Raw genomic sequence first — 20,565 nt, 5'->3', positions numbered from 1 at the left:
CTAAGTGTCCGCCAGCAAAGCCTTGTACGCCAAGCTCAATGAGTGTCTAAAAAAAGACCAGTTCATACTCAAAAAACGCCTACAAGGGGCGCAGAAAATCAGTGATGAAGCGAAAAGACAAAGTGTTATCGCTAAAATCGCTGGTGCTATTGATGCGAGTATCCAATCTCGTGCCACCCGCTTAACGCAACTACCTAAACCGACATTCCCAGCTGCGCTCCCAGTGAGCGACAAACGCGAAGACATTAAAGAAGCGATTGCCAATAACCAGGTGGTGATTGTTGCTGGTGAAACCGGCTCGGGTAAAACAACCCAATTACCGAAAATCTGCTTGGAGTTAGGCCGCGGTGTTGAAGGTTTAATTGGCCACACTCAGCCACGCCGTCTTGCGGCGCGCAGTGTTGCCGCGCGTATCGCCGAAGAATTAGAAAGCGAAATCGGCCAAACTGTCGGTTTTAAAATCCGCTTTAGCGATCAGGTCAGTGAGCGCAGTTACATCAAACTCATGACCGATGGTATTTTGCTCGCTGAAATTCAAAATGATCGCTATCTCAATCAATACGACACCATCATTATCGACGAGGCCCACGAGCGCAGCCTCAATATCGACTTTATTCTTGGCTATCTCAAAAATTTATTACCTAAACGTCCTGATTTAAAAATCATAATTACATCGGCGACCATCGACCCAGAGCGCTTTTCACGCCATTTCAATGATGCCCCCATTATTGAAGTCTCTGGGCGTACCTACCCAGTTGAAGTGCGTTATCGTCCACTTACAGAATTAACAGGTAACGATGAGGAGCAGGATGAGAACGATCAGCTCCAAGGAATTTTTGACGCGGTAGACGAGCTGTACGCTGAGGGCCCGGGCGACATTCTCATCTTCATGAATGGTGAGCGTGAAATTCGTGATACCGCCGATGCGCTGAGTAAGCGTAACCTCAAGCATACCGAAGTGTTACCTTTGTATGCTCGGTTATCAAATGCCGAGCAAAACCGAATTTTCCATCCTGGAAATAAACGTCGCATCGTGCTCGCGACCAACGTGGCTGAAACTTCGTTAACCGTGCCGGGTATTCGCTATGTCATCGACCCGGGTACCGCTCGTATTAGTCGTTACAGCTATCGCACCAAGGTGCAGCGTTTGCCAATAGAGGCGGTGTCGCAAGCCAGTGCTAACCAGCGTAAAGGCCGATGCGGTCGTGTTGAAGCGGGTATCTGTATTCGTTTGTACTCAGAAGAAGACTTTTTGGGGCGTCCAGAGTTTACCGACCCAGAGATCCTGCGCACTAACTTGGCGTCAGTTATCTTGCAAATGCTCGGCTTAGGACTTGGGGATATCAGCGAGTTTCCTTTTGTGCAGCCACCGGATGGCCGTAATATCAGTGATGGTGTGCGTCTTCTTGAAGAGTTGGAAGCGGTAAAAGAGGGTAAACACCGCAATCAAATTGCGTTAACAAAATCGGGTCGAGATTTGGCGCGCATTCCGCTGGACCCACGTCTGGCAAAAATGGTGTTGGCGAGTGTGCCGATTGGCGCGCTACGCGAAGTGATCATCATTACCGCGGCATTGGCGATTCAAGACCCTCGTGAACGACCGCAAGATAAGAAGGGTAAAGCAGATGAACTGCATGGGCGTTTTAATGATGATGATTCAGACTTTATCGCCTTCTTAAATTTGTGGAACTACCTCGAAGAGCAACAACAAGCGCTGACCAATAATCAGTTCCGCAAGCTTTGTAAGCAAGAATTCTTGGCGTATATGCGTGTGCGTGAGTGGCAAGACATTGTTTATCAAGTCTCGACTATTTGCGACGAGATGGGATTGAAAGACTCCAATAATGAACCGAGTTTTGAAAGTGTGCACCAAGCATTACTCAGCGGCTTATTGAGTCATGTCGGCCAAAAAGACGATAAGAATGCCTTTTATCAAGGTGCTCGCAATAGCCAGTTCCATATCTTCCCTGGGTCAAACCTATTTAAAAAACGCCCTAAATGGGTGATGTCAGCTGAGTTAGTTGAAACCTCCAAGCTGTATGCGCGTATAAACGCCAAAATTGATGTGACGTGGTTGTCACCTAATGCCCAGCACTTGGTTAAACGCAGCTACAGTGAACCGCATTGGCAGAAAAAAGCGGGTGCCGTTATCGCTTTTGAGCAGCAAACCCTGTATGGCTTAACTATCGTTGCGAAAAAGCGTGCACAATACGACAAAATCGACCCAGTAGTCAGTCGTGAAATTTTCATTCGTACGGCACTGGTAGAGCAGGAACTCGGCGCGAACGAGTCCTTCTTGCAAGTCAATCGCAAGCTCATCGAAGAAGTACAAGACTTGGAAAACAAAGCACGTCGACGCGATATCCTTGTTGATGAGCACACCTTGTATGAGTTCTACGACAAGCACGTTCCCGCAGATGTGTGTAACCGTGTCAGCTTTTTAAAGTGGTACAAAGCGCAAAAGAATAACAACAAACGCTTTTTGCACATGACCAAAGCGGATTTAATGCAACACGGCGCAGATGAAATTACTGCTGACAATTACCCTGATATTTGGATGCAGGGAAATCTTGTGTTGCCGCTGACTTACAGCTTCGAGCCTGGGCAAGATGTTGATGGGGTGGCGGTGCAAATACCCTTGGCACTGTTGAATCAAGTGCAAGCTGAAGGGTTTGATTGGCATATTCCAGCGCTGCGCCATGAACTGATTTGTGCGCTTATTAAGTCGTTGCCAAAAGCTCAGCGTAGAAATTTTGTGCCTGCACCTAACTATGCGGATGCGGTATTAAGTTCTGTTGAGCCATTGCAAGGTAAGCTGGTGGAGGCACTCGCGCTGCGTTTATTCCGTATGACAGGTGCAAAAGTGGATGCAGAGCAATTTGACACGAGCACCTTGGATGAACATTTGCGAATTGCCTTTGAAGTACGTGATGATAAAAATAAGTTAGTCGCACGTGGATATGATTTAGACGCACTTAAAGCACAGCTCGCTGATAAGGTCAGCTCAACGCTGTCGCAAGTAGCGGATGAGGGCATTGAGCGCCAAGGTTTAACACAATGGGAATTTGACTCTCTGCCGCAGTCGTATGTTAAGAAACAAGGCCAATACGAGGTTAAAGCGTTTGTGGCCTTAGTCGATAAAAAAGACAGCACTGCAATCGAGTTGTTCGATTCACCGACTAAAGCCAATGCCGCACATCAACAAGGCCTGCGTCGTATGGTGTTACTCAACATTCCATCGCCGATTAAATACCTGCAACAAAATTTGCCGAATAAAGCCAAGCTCGGTTTGTATTTCAATCCTTTTGGGAAAGTGCAGTTATTAATTGATGATTGTATATCTGCGGGGGTGGATAAGCTATTAGCCGACTTTGGTGATATCCGTGAGCCTGAGCAATTCGAAAACGCCAAAGAGCATATACGCGGTGAGCTCGGCGATACGGTAGTCGCCATTGCGTTAGAAGTGGAGCAGGTGCTTAGTCTCGCTCACGCGATTCACAAGCGTATGCGAGGTAAGGTGGATTTGAGCATGATCACCGCCCACGGTGATATTAAATCTCAGTTAGAGAGTTTAATTTTCAAAGGCTTCGTCAGTCATCATGGCGCCAGTAAAATGGCGGACCTTGGCCGTTATCTTAAAGCCATCGACCGACGTTTGGAAAAGTTGCCTGTTGACCCTAATCGCGACCGATTGTGCACCTTAGAATTGGACAAAGTAGCCGACGCGTATCAAAAATGCGTAGCGAAACATCCAAAAGGTGAGCCGCAACCTCCGGCACTAACGGATCTATTTTGGATGCAGCAAGAGTTACGTGTGTCACTTTTTGCCCAAACCTTGGGTACGCCTTACCCGGTGTCTTCGAAAAGGGTACTTAACCTTATAAATGAATACCTTACGCAAAATTAATTGCCTGAACTTTATCTGAATTAGGTTATAATTACCGGTCAGTGAGTAGTATTACAGGGATAGGGATTTTAGTTGCGAAAGGTCAATAAAGCGAAGCTTCTTATCGTTGATGATGAGTATTTCAATTTTAAGTTCTACACTGATGTATTGAGAGAACAATTTGAGTTGGAATACGCTAAATCAGGCGAGCAATGCTTAAAGGAAGTTTCTGTCATTAACCCAGATGCTATTTTGTTGGATGTGTGTATGCCTGGGCTCGATGGGTTTGATACTTGTCGAATCTTGAAAAATACACCTGAAACCAGTGGGATACCTATTTTAATTATTTCTGGGTTAGAGTCAGCAGAGGCAAAGACAAAAGCGTTCGAATCTGGATGTGATGGCTTTTTTGTTAAGCCCTTGGCCTTTAATGAGCTACTGGAGAGCTTGCAAACGCTGATTTAAAGCATCATAAGGAGAATAATAACCATGCTTTATAACGATGAGCGCCGCAACTTTCGCCGTATGACGGTCGATACTGAAGCCACCATAGAGTTATCTATCAATAATCAATCAATCTCACTCGCAGCGACCTGCCGCGATTTAAGCGCGACGGGGATGAATTTGTACGTTGAACAAGCCATTGATCCTGGCGTTACAGCAACTGTGCACATTAAATCCTCCGGTGGTGCTATTCCCCCTTTAAAAGCGCTGACCCGCGTAGTGCGATGTTCTCAAGATGAGGATGGGCAGTATTGTGTGGGTGTAGAGATGCTGGATATTAATTAACCCAAAAAAATGCGTGTGAGTGGCGGTTGCCACTCACCAGCTTGCGTTTAATAGACCTTACAAACCAAGCCTTTGAGATAAAATCCTTCTGGATAAGGCCCAGAGATTGGGTGGTCTGCCGCTTGATTCAAGCGCTCAACAATCAGCAAATCTTTGTGGGCGTCTAACGCTGCATCCGCGACTACTTTTTGGAATAAGTTTTGCTCCATCAAGCCTGAGCAAGAGAACGTCAACAAGGTGCCGCCAGGGTTCAATAACTGCATGGCCAACATGTTGATATCTTTATAGCCACGACAAGCCCCCGTCAGCTGTGCTTTAGACTCTGCGAATTTTGGTGGGTCCATCACTATGGTGTCGAACTTACGGCCTTGTTCGCGGTACTCACGAAGTAATTTAAACACGTCTTGTTTTACAAATTGTGCTTTGCTCATATCAAGATTGTTGTGCTCAACATTACGCTTTGCGATGTCTAGCGCGTTCTGTGATACGTCAACGTTTGTCACTTCTTTACAGCCACCACGTAGCGCATACAAACCAAAAGTACCGGTGTAACAGAAGCAGTTGAGGACCTCTTTATCCTTCACATAGCGCTCCAGTGCTGCACGACTGTCGCGTTGGTCAAGGTAGAAGCCCGTTTTATGGCCGCCAATGATATCCACTTCGCACGTTAGGCCATTTTCTTGAATAAGTACTGGTGCTGTTGGCGCTTCACCTAGCAGTGCACCTGTGGTTGGTGCGAGGCCTTCTTTTTTGCGTACATCAACGTCTGAGCGCTCATAGATAGAACACTCAGGGAATAAGCGATGTAGGGCATTAACAATGTCACCCTTGTGGCGCTCCGCACCTGCGCTTAGCAACTGACATACTAAGTAATTATCAAACTTGTCGATGGTGACACCCGGTAAGCCATCTGATTCACCTGCACACAAACGAAAGCCTGTAAGGCCACCCAATTCAATTGTGTGCTCACGCACTGAGAAAGCGCGCGCTAGACGTTGATAGAAAAACTCACCATCAATGACTTCTTTTTCATTAAAGGACCACACCCGCGCGCGAATTTGTGATTCAGGGCTGTACGCTGCCGTGGCAAGGTATTTACCGTTGCTGTCATAGACGGTTACAGTATCACCAAGTGCTAAATTGCCTTTCACTTTTTTAATCGCCTTAGAAAAAATCCAAGGATGTTTACGCTTTAAAGACTTCTCGCGTCCAGGTTGAAGATAAATTGCACCGGCCATAGCTGTTCCCGCTTGTGAAATGAGGCGCTATTCTAGGCAGTGATGCGCCGATACTCAAATTAATTTTGCCAATTTAGTTAGCGTGTTTTAATGTCATTTGAGTTAATTAACGTAGACGTTTTTGATAACATCCACTACTCGCCATAGTGTGGCCTAAAAATAATCGGTCTTAATAGAGAGAATCAGTGAATAAACAACTCGTTGAATTATCACCTCACTTACAGAAAGTAGAGAATATCTGCCGAGATTTTTTTCTTGAATGTGGCAGTGCTGATGCCGCTCATGACATCACTCATATTGAGCGTGTGGTCAAAGTAGCCAAAATGTTGTGCGCCGAAGAGCAAGCAAAAATGGAAGTGGTGTTACCCGCTGCTTGGCTGCATGATTGTGTTGCCGTGGCGAAAAATCACCCAGATAGGGCTAAGGCTTCGCAGATGGCAGCTGACAAAGCGCTGTCTTTTCTTCATAGCATCAATTATGACGAGCAGTATTTCGACGCTATACATCACGCTATCGTGGCTCATAGCTTCAGCGCCAATATTACACCACTGACCTTAGAAGCCAAGATAGTGCAAGACGCTGACAGGATGGATGCGCTCGGGGCAATTGGGGTTAGTCGTTGTATGAAAGTGGGTGGCGCAATATGTCGAGGGTTATATCACCCCACTGACCCGTTCGCTTACCACAGAGAAGCGGATGATGGTAAATATACGCTTGACCATTTCTTTGTGAAATTATTGGGCATAGCCGATAGCATGCAAACACAGAGTGCACGCCTTGAAGCCCAAAAGCGTACACAATATATGCACGATTTTTTGAGTCAGTTAGGTGAAGAAATTGGCGTTGTCTATGAATACTAGTGTGCCACCGCTTAGAGGAATTCATCACTGTCATCTGCAAGTAGATGACATGGCGGAGGCCAAAGTCTTTTATTACGATGTAATGGGCTTCGATGTTGTGCCAGAACTGGAGTTTTGGTATCACGAACAAGAAGATGGACCGTTGATGCTAAAAGATCACGCCCAGTCCATTTGCTTAGCATTATTTGAAGGCAATAAACGCAGCAACGGTATCGCGTTTAATGTTGATGCCGCAGCCTTCATTCAATGGCGAGCGCATCTGCAAAAGCATGGTGTGAGTGTACATTTAGCGGATCACACAGTGTCATTTTCAATGTATTTTCGTGATCCCAGTGGTAACATGCACGAGATCACGTGTTTTGAGCATACGACGCTACAATCTCGCCTTTAGTTAGAATACTTTTCTTTTACTGCCAATATTTTATCGAGTTGAGAGATAAATACATCGACTAACTCGGGGTCAAAATGTTTGCCTTTTTCTTCGCGCATGAGGTCGAGCGCCTTTTCGACTGGCCACGGCTCTTTGTATGGGCGTCGGGAGGTGAGGGCATCAAACACATCTGCGATACTACAAATTCGCCCCTCAATAGATATTTCTTCACCTTTGAGGCCATTCGGGTAGCCATTACCATCAAAACGCTCATGGTGCTCGAGCGCCAAGCGATGTGCAAGCTGAATCAACGCCGAATTAGACCCAGCTAAAATATCCGCACCAATGGTGGCATGGGCTTTCATGTGCTGGTATTCGTCATTATCTAGTTTGCCGGGCTTGAGAAGAATGTTGTCGGGGATACCAATTTTGCCAATGTCATGCATGGGGGCAGCTAGCAGCAGAGACTCAGCTTGTTGTTCACCCATGCCAACAGCCAAAGCGATGATATGACAATAGCGACTCATCCTAATGATATGCTCGCCTGTTTCATTGTCTTTGTACTCCGCCGCGTGGCTTAATCTTTGAATCAATTCGAGCTGTGCTGATTTTAATAAATCTGCTTGAACTAAAGATAAATGGTTTTTCACTCGGGCGCGGACAATGGCAGGGCTAATTGGCTTGGTGATATAGTCTACGGCACCCAACGCAAAGCCATTCGCTTCGTCTATTTCCTCTTGCATTGCGGTCACGAATATCACGGGAATCGCTGCGGTCTCTTGGTCTTGTTTCAGGGCTTTGCACACATCAAAACCAGACATATTGGGCATCATCACGTCTAACAATATAAGATCCGGTCGCTTTTGTGACGCTAACGTCAGTGCTTGTTCTCCAGATTTGGCAAAAATGAGGCGATAGTCTTTACCAAGTACCTCGTTGAGCACTTTTAAATTTGTGGGTTCATCATCTACCGCGAGCAGTGTAGGACGTGGATCTTCATTCATCATCAAAGCTCTCTAATTGGGATACAAGGGTGGCGATGTGTTGTTTGGCTTTGTCAAATTCGAACTCATTAATTAGTTCGATAATTTTTTCGACATCGTCCATGAACTGTTGCCCAGCAGCTTCTTGTAGTTGCTCACAACTGTCGCTGTCATATTCAAAATTATCGCACAGCTCTTGAATATGCGGCAGCAATTGCTTCAATACAGATACGTTGGCTACCGATACCTGAGCGGGTGTGACGTGGGTAAGGGGGTGATGTTGCAGATAGCCGTCAATTTCATCTAAACAACTGAATAATGCAAATCGATGTTCATCGGTTACCTTACCTTGGCGTTCAATATCATTCAGTTGAGCACTCAAATTAGGCAGGCATAGATTGCCTGCAAGGCCTTTTAAGGTATGAACTAGCATTAATTGTTCATCATCCAATTGATCAAAGTGACTGAGTGCTTTGACATCTCTGGCTCTGTCAGCATAAAACTGTTGCAGTTGGTGGATGTATAATTCTAGTGTTCCCCATAGGTTAACGCCTTTTTCTTCATTGACGCTAATATTGCCGGTGTGAACGCTATGCTGAACAATATTTTCGTTGGCGACATCAACTTGAATATCCAGCAGTCGAGCAACATCACACATCAAATCATCAACCACAACAGGTTTAGTCGCAAAGCTGTCCATTCCTGCTTTCCTCGCGGCCTCTCTGTCGCTTTGCAGTACACTTGCAGTAAGTGCTATGACCACGGTTGCTGGTGCGCCTGTCTCTCGTTCGTGTTGACGTAATCGAGCCGTTGCTTCTAAACCATCACAAATAGGCATGTGAATATCCATTAGGACCACGTCAAAGTGTTCGGAAGTGGCTTTCGCAACCGCTTCTTCGCCATTGACGGCTACTTGAGTTTTATGGCCTAAATTACCCAGCCTCAATTCAAGCAATTCGCGGTTTTGCGCGACATCATCTGCAATCAGAATATGCAATGTCGGCATTTTCGGTAGTTTATTTGTAGTGCTACTTTGTTGTTGTAACTCACTGACTTGTTCATCACTTGCCTGGGAAAGTGGAAGGTTAAAGCTAAATTCACTCCCAGCTCCCAGCGTGCTTTGCACATCTATGTCGCCGCCCATTAAATTAACTAATTGACGACAAATTGTAGTGCCAAGTCCAGTCCCGCCAAAACGGCGAGTTGTGCTGTCATCAGCTTGCTCAAACGGCATAAATATCGCATTGATTCGCTCCGGTGCAATGCCTATCCCGGTATCGCTTATCACGAATCGCACACCTTTGCCTGCCACGACTACCTGTAAAGCAACACGGCCTTGCTCGGTGAATTTAAGGGCGTTGCCTAGTAGGTTGATAAGTACCTGGCGAATACGTTGAGGATCACCTTCATAATAGGTCGCAAGAGATGCATCTAACTGCATATCTAACGTTAACCCTTTCCTTTGAGCCTGATGATAGAAACTAGATACAACAGAGTCGCATAGCGCTAACAGATCGAATGGGATCCGTTCAATAGACACTTTCCCTTGCTCTAGTTTAGCGGAATCCAAAATGTCGTTGAGTAAGTGCAACAAAGAGCGAGCGGATTGCAATACATTGGTAAGTTGGTGTCGTTGATTTTTACTCAAAGGGCTGTCCAGTAGTACTTCTGAAAAGCCAATAATTGAGTTCATCGGAGTACGTATCTCATGGCTCATATTGGCTAGAAAAGCTTGCTTTGTCTCAGCAGCGGCTTCTGCTTTATCTTTAGCCGCAATGAGCTGTTGTTCCATGCTTTTACGTTCGCTGATATCAACCAAAACACCAGCTATGCACATTTCATTGGTGTCGTCTGGCTCGAAAGTCCCTTTATCGAGTATCCACTTTTGCTTACCCGATTTGGTTTTGATTTGATATTCAAATGAATAGTCACTTTGCTCCAGCGCAATGGCATTGTAAATTTTCTCGCGCAAGCTTTCTTCAAACTCGGGGTCGATTAAGTCAGAAAAGTGGATATGCCCATTCACAAACTCCTCATCGGTATAGCCAGTAAGACTCTCTACAATAGGGCTGATGTACACCATGCTCCAATACTTATCCAAACGACACCGAAAGGCCACCCCAGGCATATTATTAATGAGCGTTCGATAATGATGCTCTTGAGCTGCCAGCTGTTGCTGCATCTTTTTATGTTCGCTGAGATCAGTGATAAAGCCGACGAACATGATTTTCTTATCTGGCAAAGCAACTTCACCCACGCCGAGGTGGATGGGTAATGTATGACCGTTTTTATGCTGCGCCAATACCTCACGGCCATATCCGATAATGTTGCGCTCTTTCGTTTCTTTGTAGCGAGCGAGGAAGTGATCGTGTTGTATCGCGATATCGTCTGGCATTAACATTTTGACGTTATTCCCGACGACTTCATCACTGGTGTAACCCAAGATGCGTTCTGCGCCAGCATTGAAGCTCAAGACTTTGCCTTTGTCTGTGATAGTGACGATACCGTCGACCGCAGTGTTCAAGACTGCTTCAAGACGAGATTGGCTGATTTTTTGTTTGTTTAATCAGGATCCGAAACCGTAGCAAGCTGTGCAACAGACCAATAACTGAGATTAATAGGACACTGACCATGGCGATTGCTAACGCTAAATCAACAATGTGTTCTAAGTCTGCTTGTTCTGAGTAGTAGGGCGTTTGGGAAATAAAACGAGCTGCATGCATGCCCGTATAGTGCATACCGGATACTGCTAATCCCATAACAATCGCACCGACGAAACAAGCCAACACACTTTGCGCAGCGGTCGCATTTGGTCTGCGAAGCTTCATATGAATCGCTAGTGAAATCCACGCAAGGGACACAGCGACAACGATAGACAATGCAAACCACACAGGGTCATAAGCTAATTTGGGCCCCAGTCGCATTGCTTCCATGCCACTGTAGTGCATCAAGCCAATTCCTGCGCCGAGTAACAAAGCACTGATAAATTGAATTTTGGTCTCAACGTTAAAGCCGCGTATGAGGTGAAATGCCACTAACGTTGCTAAAAAAACGGGTATAAAAGACAAGGACGTGATCGTGAGGTTGTAATCCACCTCAACGCAGAGAGTAAATGCCAGCATGCCAATGAAGTGCATACTCCAAACCCCACCGGAAAAAGCCGCAGAGCTCGAGACAAGCGCGTATTTATATGATGCAGTATTGCGGTTAGTATCTGCGAATACACGCAAATGCAAAGCAAAGAATGAAGCAAAAATGGCGATGACGACTGACAGAGCGACCAGTCCATAGTTGTACGAGCCGTTCACTAGGAACTCAGGAGCTGGGTCGAAAACAAAAAATTGTGCAAGCATTAGTCGGCTAATTACCCCGTGAAACTACTGGGCAATGGCCCAAACGATTATAAGTATAGTGCATTGATTTTAAAGAATTAGCATTATCTCTCCAAATATTACATTGGGGGCACGATGCTATTCGATGGTATCATCACATCAGTAAAACACACATCGTACCTGATAAAGGTTCGTTTGGAGCAGTTTTGGAACGCCAGCCACTCGATTATTCCCTGATTTTCAGTAAAAAACGCAGAACTATCGCCATTCATGTGAAGGGCGAAAGTGTTTCAGTGCGTGCACCTTTAGGGGCGTGCAAGCGATTTATTGACGATTTTGTGCAAAGCAAACGTACATGGATTGAAGTGCAATTACAAAAACACAGTGATTACAGCGCACAATCCAGCAACCCGCTGAGCGACAACAAAATCATGTTATTCGGAGATTGGCTGGATATTAAGGTCAGTCGGGCTAAACGTACTCAATTGATAAGCAACTCAATGGGCATTGAGTTAGTGATTGCTGAGCGCGTGAATCACGCACAGAACAAAGCAAAAGACTTGCTGTTGGCTCATCTGAGCGACGTTCTGCGCGCGTTTATAAATGAGCGATTAGCGCACTGGCAAAGTGTCATGGCAGTTCAAGCCAGTTCAGTAAAAATTAGAAGTTATAAACGCAGGTGGGGGAGTTGTAATCAACGCCGTGAATTGAGCTTTAACACTTTTTTAGTGGGCGCGCCCAAGTGGGTCATAGATTACGTTATCGTGCACGAACTCGCGCATATTCGCTATATGAATCATGGTAAAGAATTTTGGCGATGGGTGGATGACACATACGAACACACAAACCAAGCAAAATTATGGCTTAAACAACATGGTCAAAAATTGGAGTTGAACTTCGAATAGGAATAATCGGATAAGAAAAGAAAAGTGGTGGAGGGAGCTGGATTCGAACCAGCGAAGGCAGTGCCGTCAGATTTACAGTCTGATCCCTTTGGCCGCTCGGGAACCCCTCCACACAAAAGTGGTCGGTTGCTTAGAACTAAAGAATAGTGGTGGAGGGGGCTGGATTCGAACCAGCGAAGGCAATGCCGTCAGATTTACAGTCTGATCCCTTTGGCCGCTCGGGAACCCCTCCTAAGCAACGGCGGCGATAATAGCAAACTGAGCATTCAAGTAAAGAAAAAAACTAAAGAAAATTTAAAAACGGCCGATAACTGGTTATATATAATTCAGGTCGAACAAACTTTATGCAAATTGAGTCAATTCTCAGCAATGAGCAGCAATTAGGAACTCAACTAAATAAATGTGTGCAAGAACAACGTCGTGGCGATTTCGCTTGGTTGCTTGCTTCGATCTCTCATGATGCGCTCGATTTTGCGCAATTTCATTTACCCACGTCACAAGCCCCAGCCTCAACGGTTGAAGAAGAGCAACTAAGAGCACAATTGGGTGCTGCACGTGCTCGACCTTGCGCCCCAGAACATTTCAATATCTTACTGACGCAAAATCAATGTGAGTACATTTCCATTGGCTTGCGTGATTCATTACGACTGCAAGATTGCCTCGCGCCAACACCGTTAGCTATTCGTGATGACTTAAAACACATTCCGTTGCCGATAATCGATAACTGCGAACCTAGGGTTCAAGCTAAATATCAAGATAAATCTATGTCGCTCAATGAGCCTCAGATGGATGGTGCTGCGTTTTATGACCAGCTAGATGAGCTAAAGCGCCAGGGGATCAGTGCAATCGCATAGCGTTATTTTGGCTAACAAATAACACATCCTTTATTGTCAGACTATACTCGACCAAGGACTCTGATGAACCAAGGAATGATTATGTTACCTAAGAAAGTCACTTCTACTTTTTTCTATTTTTTCGCAGTTTCAAGTGCGTTTTCTTGTGCGCATGCATATGCAGACCAATGGCAATTCAAAGTTGAACCTTACTTGATGGCCACTGCGATTGATGGAGATTCATCTATTGGCACACTAGAGGCACCACTTGAAATAGACTTCGATACTATTTTGAATAACTTAGACAGTGCTTTTATGCTGCGTTTTGAAGCGTTCCACGAATCAAATTGGGGAGTAGTCACAGATTGGGGATACATGGATCTCAAGCGATCTTTTAACATCCCAAAAGATGGGTTTCTTAGTGCCCGTGTTCGCCAAGGTGTATTGGAACTCAGTTTAGCCTACAAGCACAGTAGTCCATCTGCAGGTAGCTGGGTCAATTATGTTGGGTTGCGTCGTTGGGATAATACCTACCAATTTGATTTGGATACGGCCTTGTTACCTCAAACGAGTCTTGTAGACAGAGACGAAGATTGGGTAGACGTTATATTGGGCTTTAGTTACAACAAAGAATTCGCACAAAAATGGCATTTCAATACAGCAGCCGATGTCGGTGGTTTTGGCTTATCTGCAAAATTGACGTCGAGTTTGAAATTAGGTGTGGTATATGACCTCACAGAGAACTGGGATATGTCTTTTCAATATAAGGCGACCTACGTTGACTATGATACGGGCGACAATGGTAGTAGTAACTATTTCAGTTATGACACCATTACGCATGGGCCGCTAATGAGTGCCAGCTATACGTTTTAATGGATGACAAAGGACTGGTAAGAAATACCAGTCCGTTAACGTTAACCAAAGTTAGAGTCGGTTGACGTTTTTTATACAGCAATTACCAAGATGAGCGCGCTATATCTTATATTGCGCAGCACTTTTTAAATTTCTTACCGCTACCGCATGGGCACGCATCATTGCGGCTTAGTTTTACATCCGAGGTAGAAAACAATTCACCTTCGTCGTAGCGCCAAGTGCCGCCTTCTTTGACAAAAGTAGAACGTTCATGAATACAGCATAACGCGTTGTCATAGAGATAATGTGCTTTGAATTCGACGACGGCTGGGGTCAGTTCACACTGACTTTCGATAATTTCTAAGTTGGTAAATTTTGCAGCTTGCGCGAATTGAGCAACATCTTCTTTTGCATTATTCACGATCGCTTTGCTTGAACAGGTTGCACATAAGTAATCGATTTCTTGTGTGCAAAATGCACTGTATCTCGATTTCATTAATGCTAATGGGTCAGGTGCGCTTTGCTGACCTTTAATATATACGCCACAACATTGTTCGAATGAGTGTGGCGACCCACAAAAACACATATCAGCTCTTCTGAAAAAATACATCAGCTAATAGTGTAACAAACTTACATTACGTGAGGCACGGCTAATTGAGCTTGCTCGTCATCTGATGTGAAACAAAACAGCTGTGCTTTTGCTTGATGCGTGTTTAGTTGCATTTTCTCTAGTTGCTGTTGGTTTACAATGTCTGTCCAAGTAACAATTGCACAATAGCGGCCATTTTGCAGGGCGCAATTAAGAACATATTCTACATCAACGATATGCTTCCTACGGATTACCAGTAGCTTGTTCGTATCGATTGAGCACGAATCCAATAAATCACGACTCGGGATGTGGTCAGGGGCAATGAGCAAAGTCCAACCATTACTTTTATTGTAACGGTGCACAATTTTTAATAGTTCAAAAGAAGCTGAAATTTCATCCTCTGTTTGCACAATGTTGATTGATGCAGGGTTATCTTGCTTATAGCTTTTAACGTGTCGAATAGCTGCTGTATGTAACATATTTGCCTCGCTGTGGGTAATGTGAACGATATACAGTGTTTTATACAGTATGTGTATACAGTAGTTTATACAGTTGTTGTGTGCAAGCTTTTTTTGAAGCTTTTTTAATCATTGGCTTAATACCCAATAAATAGGTGCGATAAAATTGCTTCAATTAGTTATTAAAGGCGGTCAATTGTCCGCATGTGTGCTAGTATTGCGCGCTTGTTTGTTAGCTCGAAAAAAGACTTATGCTAGAGAGTGTTTTTAAAATTAAGGCGCACGGAAGCTCGGTAAAGCGTGAGGTGATTGCAGGTTTAACGACCTTCATTACCATGGTGTACATTGTTTTTGTTAACCCGGCAATGTTGGCGGAAGCGGGGATGGATCAAGGTGCTGCTTTTGTTGCAACTTGTGTTGCGGCAGCCATCGGTTGTTTTATTATGGGATTTTGGGCTAACTATCCATTAGCACTCGCGCCAGGAATGGGGCTCAACGCCTTTTTCACTTATGGTGTGGTGTTAGGAATGGGTTATACGTGGCAATCCGCCCTCGGAGCGGTGTTTATGTCAGGTAGTATCTTCTTAGTACTAAGTTTGTTCAAAGTACGTGAGTGGATCATCAATGCTATTCCACTTGTACTCAAGCGTGCAATTGCGACTGGCATTGGCGCATTCTTGGCGTTAATTGCATTGAAAAATGCTGGTATTGTTGTGGCTAGCCCCGCAACGCTTGTACAGCTTGGTGACATCACCAGTGCGGGACCAGCGCTTGCAATTCTTAGCTTCTTTATTATTGCTGGGTTGTTATATCGCGATATTAAAAGTGGCGTATTAATCAGTATCCTGCTGGTTACCTGTTTGGCTCTCGCGTTGGGTTTGGTTGAGTATCAAGGTATTGTGTCGGCGCCGCCATCGATTGCACCGACTTTTATGCAGCTTGATTTTGCAGCCGCGCTTGAGTTGTCGATGCTTAGCGTGGTCTTTGCGTTTCTATTTGTAGACTTGTTTGATACCTCAGGCACTTTAGTTGCAGTAACTCAAAAAGCAGGGCTAGCGGATGAACAAGGCCGCATGCCACGACTTGGCCGTGCACTCAGTGCGGACAGCACTGCAACTATCGCAGGTTCCGTGCTCGGAACTTCGACTACAACCTCGTACATTGAATCAGTTGCAGGTGTATCGGTTGGTGGTCGTACAGGTTTGACCGCTGTTGTGGTTGGCATGTGTTTTTTATTGATGATGTTTTTTGCTCCCCTTGCGGCTATGGTGCCAGCTTATGCAACAGCGGGTGCGATTTTGTATGTGTCTATTTTGATGCTACAAAATTTGAAGTTAGTCGATTGGGACGACATGACTGATGCAATCCCAGTGGCCGTTGTATTACTGATGACTCCGTTGACGTTCTCAATCGCGCACGGAATTGCGCTTGGGTTTATTGCCTACACTGCTGTGAAGGTAGTATGTAACAGAGCCAATGAAGTAAGTATTAGTGTGTGGATTCTGAGCATACTCTTCGTATTGAAGTTTATCTTCTTATCATAAATACCTAAAAGCCGCTGTTGAAGCGGCTTTTTTATGCTTAAGTAATTTTTATAACGAGTCAGAACATCCAAGCATTAGATGGTATTGGCTGTGTTTTCTCTGCAAAATATACCGTCTTTGCTGCGTATAAGTGCGTGTTTGAGTGGCTCTGTAAGCAACTGGCGTAGCTCATCAACTGTCTATATGCGGGGTTCAAGCCCGAGTGCGTAAATTACGGTGTTGTCGCAGGCTATTTTAGTATTTGCTGATGCGCTATCCCAACCTGCATTTTGAACAAACAGGCATTCGAGAGAATAGTAGGGGCAAAGTGGTTTCAGCCGGTATATAGATTAAAAAGAAACTGATTCACCACTTTTTCTTAGGTGCGAATAACACGTCTAAGTCGTCTTTTTCCTGTTCTTCTTTGAGTTTACGCGTACTTGCATTGGATGCTTTGAGCTCAACGCTGATTTCATTGAGTAGCTGTTCGAGTTGTTGCTTTTTCATCACAACGTACTCATCACTGTAACTCAGGCCACAAATGGTGGCATACGCCTTTTCAAAATACTGTCGTGCAGAACCTATCATGTTAGCGTGGCGTGCTGAAGAACCTCGCTTAATGAGGCTTTCGATATTTATTCTCAGCTGCAAATGCTCAAATATTTTGTCTTCTTGCATGAATACAGGGGTATCCAACTTTCCTTTGCTGTGTTCGGAACGAAGGATATTTCTCAACTTTTTAATGCCTTGAATGAGGGCGATAAGTTGTTTGTCGTGCTCAGGTAGCACAAAGTTCTCACCGGCATTCACGTTTTCATCAATACCATTCGTTAATCTCTGTTTGGCATCATTTAAACGAGATTTGAGTTCTTTGGATTGGGGAGACAATTCAACCATAGTAACTAAGGCATCGTAGATGCGACGGTACAAAATAGTCAAAATGTTGTTAGAGAGCGGAATGTTAACGCTGTTCACGAGCGCTTCTTCAGTGTCTTCAATAATTTTCTTTTGTTTTTGGAGCTCTTGACGGCGCTGAGCTTCTTGTTTTTCTTTATGTTGCTGCACAGCACTTACCCATACCGCAATAACGATAAGCGCAACAATCAACAGGATTATGATAGAAACTATCATGCACTGATTCTCTTACTAATAATTTTAACCGCTAACAGCCATGTTACATAAAGAACCACAGCGAAGGTAGTAATTAGCGACAAATTCATGAAATAACATTAAATAAAATAAGAGTATAGGAGAGGATTTGAGCCTTGGACATAAATCAACAGTACCGAGCGCTAATTAAATATGCTAGCCTAACCAACTGCACTGGTTGGGGTGATCTAGGTGTTGATTTGTAAGCTATTAGTATTCATCTTCCGACTTATGCCGTGCGAGCTTGTTTTCACGAAAAAGGCCTTCGCAAGCGCTTTGGAGCGCTATACTTCAGAGCATGCCGTATCAAGTACAATAATAAAGAAAGTTTAATACCATGAAATTACAGCAGCTAAAGTACATCGTTGAGGTGTTGAACCATAACCTTAATGTGTCAGCAACCGCTGAGAGTCTTTATACCTCTCAACCGGGGATTTCGAAACAAGTTAGAATGCTTGAAGACGAGCTCGGTGTGCAAATATTCGGGCGAAGCGGCAAACACCTTACCCATGTAACTAGTGCTGGCAATGACATCATTAATATCGCACGTGAAATCTTGTCAAAGGTTGAAGGGATCAAAGCAGTAGCAAATGAACACACGTTACCGGATCAAGGTAAGCTCAACATCGCCACCACACATACTCAAGCGCGTTACGCTTTACCTGAAGTGATTCAAGGTTTTATGAGTAAATACCCAGCCGTGTCTTTGCACATGCATCAAGGAACACCCCAACAGATTTCAGATGCAGCAGCACGCGGTGATGCAGACTTTGCTATTGCCACCGAAGCATTGCACTTATATTCCGATTTAGTGATGTTACCCTGCTACCATTGGAATCGCAGTATAGTGGTTGCAAAAGACCACCCATTGGCGAAAAAAGCGGACAACCTCACCATTGCTGACATCGCTCAGTATCCCCTAATCACTTATGTGTTTGGTTTTACTGGCCGTTCAGAGCTTGATAAAGCCTTTAATGCACACGGTCATGAGCCGCACATTGTCTTTACTGCAACCGATGCGGATGTGATTAAAACCTATGTGCGACTAGGTTTAGGCGTAGGCGTTGTGGCCTCGATGGCGATTGACCAAATTAGCGATAAAGATTTAGTCGTCATTGATGCGAGCCATTTATTTGAAGCCAGTACCACCAAGATAGGCTTTAGAAAGGGGACTTTCTTGCGTGGTTATATGTATGATTTCATTGAACGTTTTGCACCACACTTAACGAAAGACCGCGTCGAAAAAGCCTGCTTGCTGCGTAACCAAGACGATGTGGATGCCATGTTTGCAGACATCGATTTGCCTGTGCGTTAATCAGTAGCAATTTCAATAAAGATTAAAAAAGGCGACCTGCGGTCGCCTTTTTGCTTATCTACAAATGGTGAATTAACACTCGATGATATTTACCGCAAGACCGCCACGTGCTGTCTCTTTGTATTTGGTTTTCATATCATTACCAGTGTCCCACATGGTCTTGATCACCTTATCCAGCGATACTTTTTGATCACCACTACCACGCATAGCTAGTCGCGATGCGTTGATGGCTTTTACCGCACCCATGGCATTGCGTTCAATACAGGGTACTTGTACTAGGCCACCCACCGGGTCACATGTAAGACCTAAATTGTGCTCCATGCCAATCTCAGCCGCGTTTTCAACATGCGTGGCATTGCCCCCCATGATTCTCGGTTAACGCGCCCGCAGCCATAGAACAGGCAACACCGACCTCACCTTGGCAACCTACTTCAGCACCAGAAATTGATGCATTCTTTTTGTATAGAATACCGATTGCAGCGGCGGTTAGTAGGTAACGTGTGGCAATTTCTCTATCCACTTCTTTGATAAAGGTGTGGTAATACATCAATACCGCAGGAAGAATACCTGCGGCACCATTGGTGGGTGCTGTTACAACGCGCCCGCCAGCGGCATTCTCTTCGTTAACAGCTAGGGCGAATAAGTCGACCCAATCCATTGCACGAAGTGGATCATTGTTGTTTTCAACATTGAGCTTCAAATACAAGCTTGGCGCTCGACGACGTACCTTTAAGCCGCCAGGGAGTATTCCTTCAGTGCGCATACCGCGCTCCGTGCAGGCTTTCATTACTTCCCAAATGTGGAATAGCTCATCGCGAATGGTTTGTTCAGAGCGTAATGTTTTTTCATTGGCCATCATCAAGCTCGACACGCTCAAGCCTGACTCTTTGCACAATTCAAGAAGCTCTTGAGCGCTATCAAATGGGTAAGGTGCAGGGTTTTGCTCACGAATATCAAGCGCAGCTTGTTTTTCGTTGTCAAAGTCTTGGTCGGTAACAATAAAACCGCCACCGATAGAGTAGTAGACTTGCGACGCAATAATGTCTTTGCCATTAAACGCAATGAGTTCCATCGCGTTGGAATGCTTTGGCAAGGTCTTACGACGATGGAAAACAATCGCACCTTGCTTTGGGAATTTAACCTGATGCTTTTGATCAAGGTAAATTACTTGTTCTTGCTCAATTTTTTCAAGGATGTCTGGCACCGCATCAGCGTCAACCGTTTCTGGGTCGTAACCCGCTAATCCTAAAATAACGGCCTTGCCCGAGCCGTGACCAACACCTGTTTGCCCCAAAGAGCCAAACAGTTCAACTTTCACTTCGGTAACATCATTAAGCTTATTTTGTTCTTCTAGCGCTTGAACGAAAAGTCGCGAAGCACGCATTGGACCCACTGTGTGTGAAGACGATGGACCAATGCCAATACTGAACATGTCAAATGCACTGATCATAGTAGATATAACTCACATAACCTTTTGAACGGT

The 20,565-nt window shown here is 44.8% G+C and carries 17 protein-coding genes, 2 tRNA genes and 1 pseudogene; 10 read left to right on the top strand and 10 right to left on the bottom strand.

What is annotated here, in order from left to right; all coding sequences use genetic code 11:
* The first annotated feature begins 4 nt into the window (after positions 1 to 4).
* From hrpA to ACH19P_RS11035, 3 genes are all read left to right on the top strand, one after another.
* Positions 5 to 3,907 (top strand): ATP-dependent RNA helicase HrpA, encoded by a 3,903-nt coding sequence (hrpA, locus tag ACH19P_RS11045; RefSeq protein WP_462158599.1) that lies wholly within the window; start codon positions 5 to 7, stop codon positions 3,905 to 3,907.
* A 72-nt stretch (positions 3,908 to 3,979) separates the two neighbouring features.
* The gene (locus tag ACH19P_RS11040) at positions 3,980 to 4,351 is read left to right on the top strand and encodes a response regulator (protein ID WP_462158598.1); all 372 of its coding nucleotides are present in this window, start codon (positions 3,980 to 3,982) and stop codon (positions 4,349 to 4,351) included.
* 24 nt (positions 4,352 to 4,375) lie between these two features.
* A complete protein-coding gene (locus tag ACH19P_RS11035) occupies positions 4,376 to 4,675 on the top strand; it encodes a PilZ domain-containing protein (RefSeq protein ID WP_462158597.1) in 300 nt (99 codons plus the stop codon).
* A gap of 47 nt (positions 4,676 to 4,722) precedes the next feature.
* Here ACH19P_RS11035 and ACH19P_RS11030 read toward each other — a convergent pair whose 3' ends face one another.
* Positions 4,723 to 5,913 carry a class I SAM-dependent methyltransferase gene (locus ACH19P_RS11030; protein ID WP_462158596.1) on the bottom strand — a complete coding sequence of 397 codons (1,191 nt, stop codon included), beginning with the start codon at positions 5,911 to 5,913 and terminating at the stop codon, positions 4,723 to 4,725.
* Between the two features lie 185 nt (positions 5,914 to 6,098).
* Between ACH19P_RS11030 and ACH19P_RS11025 the strand changes: the two genes are divergently transcribed.
* Together ACH19P_RS11025 and ACH19P_RS11020 are read left to right on the top strand one after the other, a co-directional pair.
* Entirely contained in the window at positions 6,099 to 6,773 is a 675-nt protein-coding gene (locus tag ACH19P_RS11025; protein ID WP_462158595.1) for an HD domain-containing protein, read from the top strand.
* On the top strand, positions 6,763 to 7,164 hold the full coding sequence (locus ACH19P_RS11020; RefSeq protein WP_462158594.1) for a VOC family protein: 402 nt from the start codon (positions 6,763 to 6,765) through the stop codon (positions 7,162 to 7,164). Before ACH19P_RS11025 ends, ACH19P_RS11020 begins: the two co-directional genes overlap by 11 nt.
* Here ACH19P_RS11020 and ACH19P_RS11015 read toward each other — a convergent pair.
* Genes ACH19P_RS11015 through ACH19P_RS11005 form a run of 3 tightly spaced genes read right to left on the bottom strand, consistent with a single transcriptional unit; the run spans position 7,161 to position 11,479 of the window.
* Positions 7,161 to 8,147, bottom strand: coding sequence for an HD domain-containing phosphohydrolase (locus ACH19P_RS11015; RefSeq protein WP_462159344.1), 987 nt, complete (start codon positions 8,145 to 8,147; stop codon positions 7,161 to 7,163). The genes ACH19P_RS11020 and ACH19P_RS11015 overlap by 4 nt on opposite strands.
* Positions 8,140 to 10,650 (bottom strand): PAS domain S-box protein, encoded by a 2,511-nt coding sequence (locus ACH19P_RS11010; protein ID WP_462158593.1) that lies wholly within the window; start codon positions 10,648 to 10,650, stop codon positions 8,140 to 8,142. Before ACH19P_RS11010 ends, ACH19P_RS11015 begins: the two co-directional genes overlap by 8 nt.
* A 7-nt stretch (positions 10,651 to 10,657) precedes the next feature.
* Positions 10,658 to 11,479, bottom strand: a complete 822-nt coding sequence (locus tag ACH19P_RS11005; RefSeq protein WP_462158592.1) for an MHYT domain-containing protein — start codon at positions 11,477 to 11,479, stop codon at positions 10,658 to 10,660.
* A gap of 185 nt (positions 11,480 to 11,664) precedes the next feature.
* Between ACH19P_RS11005 and ACH19P_RS11000 the strand changes: the two genes are divergently transcribed.
* Positions 11,665 to 12,363 carry a M48 family metallopeptidase gene (locus tag ACH19P_RS11000; protein ID WP_462158591.1) on the top strand — a complete coding sequence of 233 codons (699 nt, stop codon included), beginning with the start codon at positions 11,665 to 11,667 and terminating at the stop codon, positions 12,361 to 12,363.
* Between the two features lie 25 nt (positions 12,364 to 12,388).
* Here ACH19P_RS11000 and ACH19P_RS10995 read toward each other — a convergent pair.
* Together ACH19P_RS10995 and ACH19P_RS10990 are read right to left on the bottom strand one after the other, a co-directional pair.
* Positions 12,389 to 12,473, bottom strand: a tRNA-Tyr gene (locus ACH19P_RS10995).
* A 37-nt stretch (positions 12,474 to 12,510) separates the two neighbouring features.
* Positions 12,511 to 12,595 (bottom strand) — tRNA-Tyr (locus ACH19P_RS10990).
* Positions 12,596 to 12,707: 112 nt separating this feature from the next.
* Between ACH19P_RS10990 and ACH19P_RS10985 the strand changes: the two genes are divergently transcribed.
* Complete coding sequence (locus tag ACH19P_RS10985) at positions 12,708 to 13,217, top strand: VC2046/SO_2500 family protein (protein WP_462158590.1); 510 nt, start codon at positions 12,708 to 12,710, stop codon at positions 13,215 to 13,217.
* Between the two features lie 81 nt (positions 13,218 to 13,298).
* Positions 13,299 to 14,069, top strand: a complete 771-nt coding sequence (locus ACH19P_RS10980) for a hypothetical protein (RefSeq protein WP_462158589.1) — start codon at positions 13,299 to 13,301, stop codon at positions 14,067 to 14,069.
* A 106-nt stretch (positions 14,070 to 14,175) separates the two neighbouring features.
* Here ACH19P_RS10980 and ACH19P_RS10975 read toward each other — a convergent pair whose 3' ends face one another.
* Positions 14,176 to 14,634 carry a YchJ family protein gene (locus tag ACH19P_RS10975; protein ID WP_462158588.1) on the bottom strand — a complete coding sequence of 153 codons (459 nt, stop codon included), beginning with the start codon at positions 14,632 to 14,634 and terminating at the stop codon, positions 14,176 to 14,178.
* 44 nt (positions 14,635 to 14,678) lie between these two features.
* The gene (locus ACH19P_RS10970) at positions 14,679 to 15,116 is read right to left on the bottom strand and encodes a SulA-like leucine-rich domain-containing protein (protein ID WP_462158587.1); all 438 of its coding nucleotides are present in this window, start codon (positions 15,114 to 15,116) and stop codon (positions 14,679 to 14,681) included.
* Positions 15,117 to 15,346: 230 nt separating this feature from the next.
* On the opposite strand from ACH19P_RS10970, the gene ACH19P_RS10965 reads away from it, so the two are divergent.
* Positions 15,347 to 16,639 (top strand): NCS2 family permease, encoded by a 1,293-nt coding sequence (locus ACH19P_RS10965; protein WP_462158586.1) that lies wholly within the window; start codon positions 15,347 to 15,349, stop codon positions 16,637 to 16,639.
* Between the two features lie 345 nt (positions 16,640 to 16,984).
* Here the strand turns inward: ACH19P_RS10965 and ACH19P_RS10960 are convergent, their stop codons facing one another.
* Positions 16,985 to 17,749 carry a hypothetical protein gene (locus ACH19P_RS10960; RefSeq protein ID WP_462158585.1) on the bottom strand — a complete coding sequence of 255 codons (765 nt, stop codon included), beginning with the start codon at positions 17,747 to 17,749 and terminating at the stop codon, positions 16,985 to 16,987.
* 355 nt (positions 17,750 to 18,104) lie between these two features.
* Here ACH19P_RS10960 and cysB point away from each other — a divergent pair, with 355 nt between their 5' ends.
* Positions 18,105 to 19,082, top strand: coding sequence for an HTH-type transcriptional regulator CysB (cysB, locus tag ACH19P_RS10955; protein WP_462158584.1), 978 nt, complete (start codon positions 18,105 to 18,107; stop codon positions 19,080 to 19,082).
* A 72-nt stretch (positions 19,083 to 19,154) separates the two neighbouring features.
* Here cysB and ACH19P_RS10950 read toward each other — a convergent pair.
* A pseudogene (locus tag ACH19P_RS10950) lies at positions 19,155 to 20,532 on the bottom strand (L-serine ammonia-lyase).
* Positions 20,533 to 20,565: the final 33 nt, after the last annotated feature.

The sequence above is a fragment of the Pseudoalteromonas sp. GB56 genome (assembly GCF_054923835.1).
The sequence above is the reverse complement of the archived record's forward strand: the minus strand, read 5'-3'. Positions and strand labels throughout refer to the sequence as shown.

Coding starts and splice junctions, on each gene's coding strand:
- ACH19P_RS11035 (WP_462158597.1), top strand. CDS start 4,376: ATGCTTTATAACGATGAGCGCCGCAACTTTCGCCGTATGACGGTCGAT.
- ACH19P_RS11030 (WP_462158596.1), bottom strand. CDS start 5,913: ATGGCCGGTGCAATTTATCTTCAACCTGGACGCGAGAAGTCTTTAAAG.
- ACH19P_RS11020 (WP_462158594.1), top strand. CDS start 6,763: ATGAATACTAGTGTGCCACCGCTTAGAGGAATTCATCACTGTCATCTG.
- ACH19P_RS11015 (WP_462159344.1), bottom strand. CDS start 8,147: ATGAATGAAGATCCACGTCCTACACTGCTCGCGGTAGATGATGAACCC.
- ACH19P_RS11005 (WP_462158592.1), bottom strand. CDS start 11,479: ATGCTTGCACAATTTTTTGTTTTCGACCCAGCTCCTGAGTTCCTAGTG.
- ACH19P_RS10985 (WP_462158590.1), top strand. CDS start 12,708: ATGCAAATTGAGTCAATTCTCAGCAATGAGCAGCAATTAGGAACTCAA.
- ACH19P_RS10980 (WP_462158589.1), top strand. CDS start 13,299: ATGTTACCTAAGAAAGTCACTTCTACTTTTTTCTATTTTTTCGCAGTT.
- ACH19P_RS10975 (WP_462158588.1), bottom strand. CDS start 14,634: ATGTGTTTTTGTGGGTCGCCACACTCATTCGAACAATGTTGTGGCGTA.
- ACH19P_RS10970 (WP_462158587.1), bottom strand. CDS start 15,116: ATGTTACATACAGCAGCTATTCGACACGTTAAAAGCTATAAGCAAGAT.
- ACH19P_RS10965 (WP_462158586.1), top strand. CDS start 15,347: ATGCTAGAGAGTGTTTTTAAAATTAAGGCGCACGGAAGCTCGGTAAAG.
- ACH19P_RS10960 (WP_462158585.1), bottom strand. CDS start 17,749: ATGATAGTTTCTATCATAATCCTGTTGATTGTTGCGCTTATCGTTATT.
- cysB (WP_462158584.1), top strand. CDS start 18,105: ATGAAATTACAGCAGCTAAAGTACATCGTTGAGGTGTTGAACCATAAC.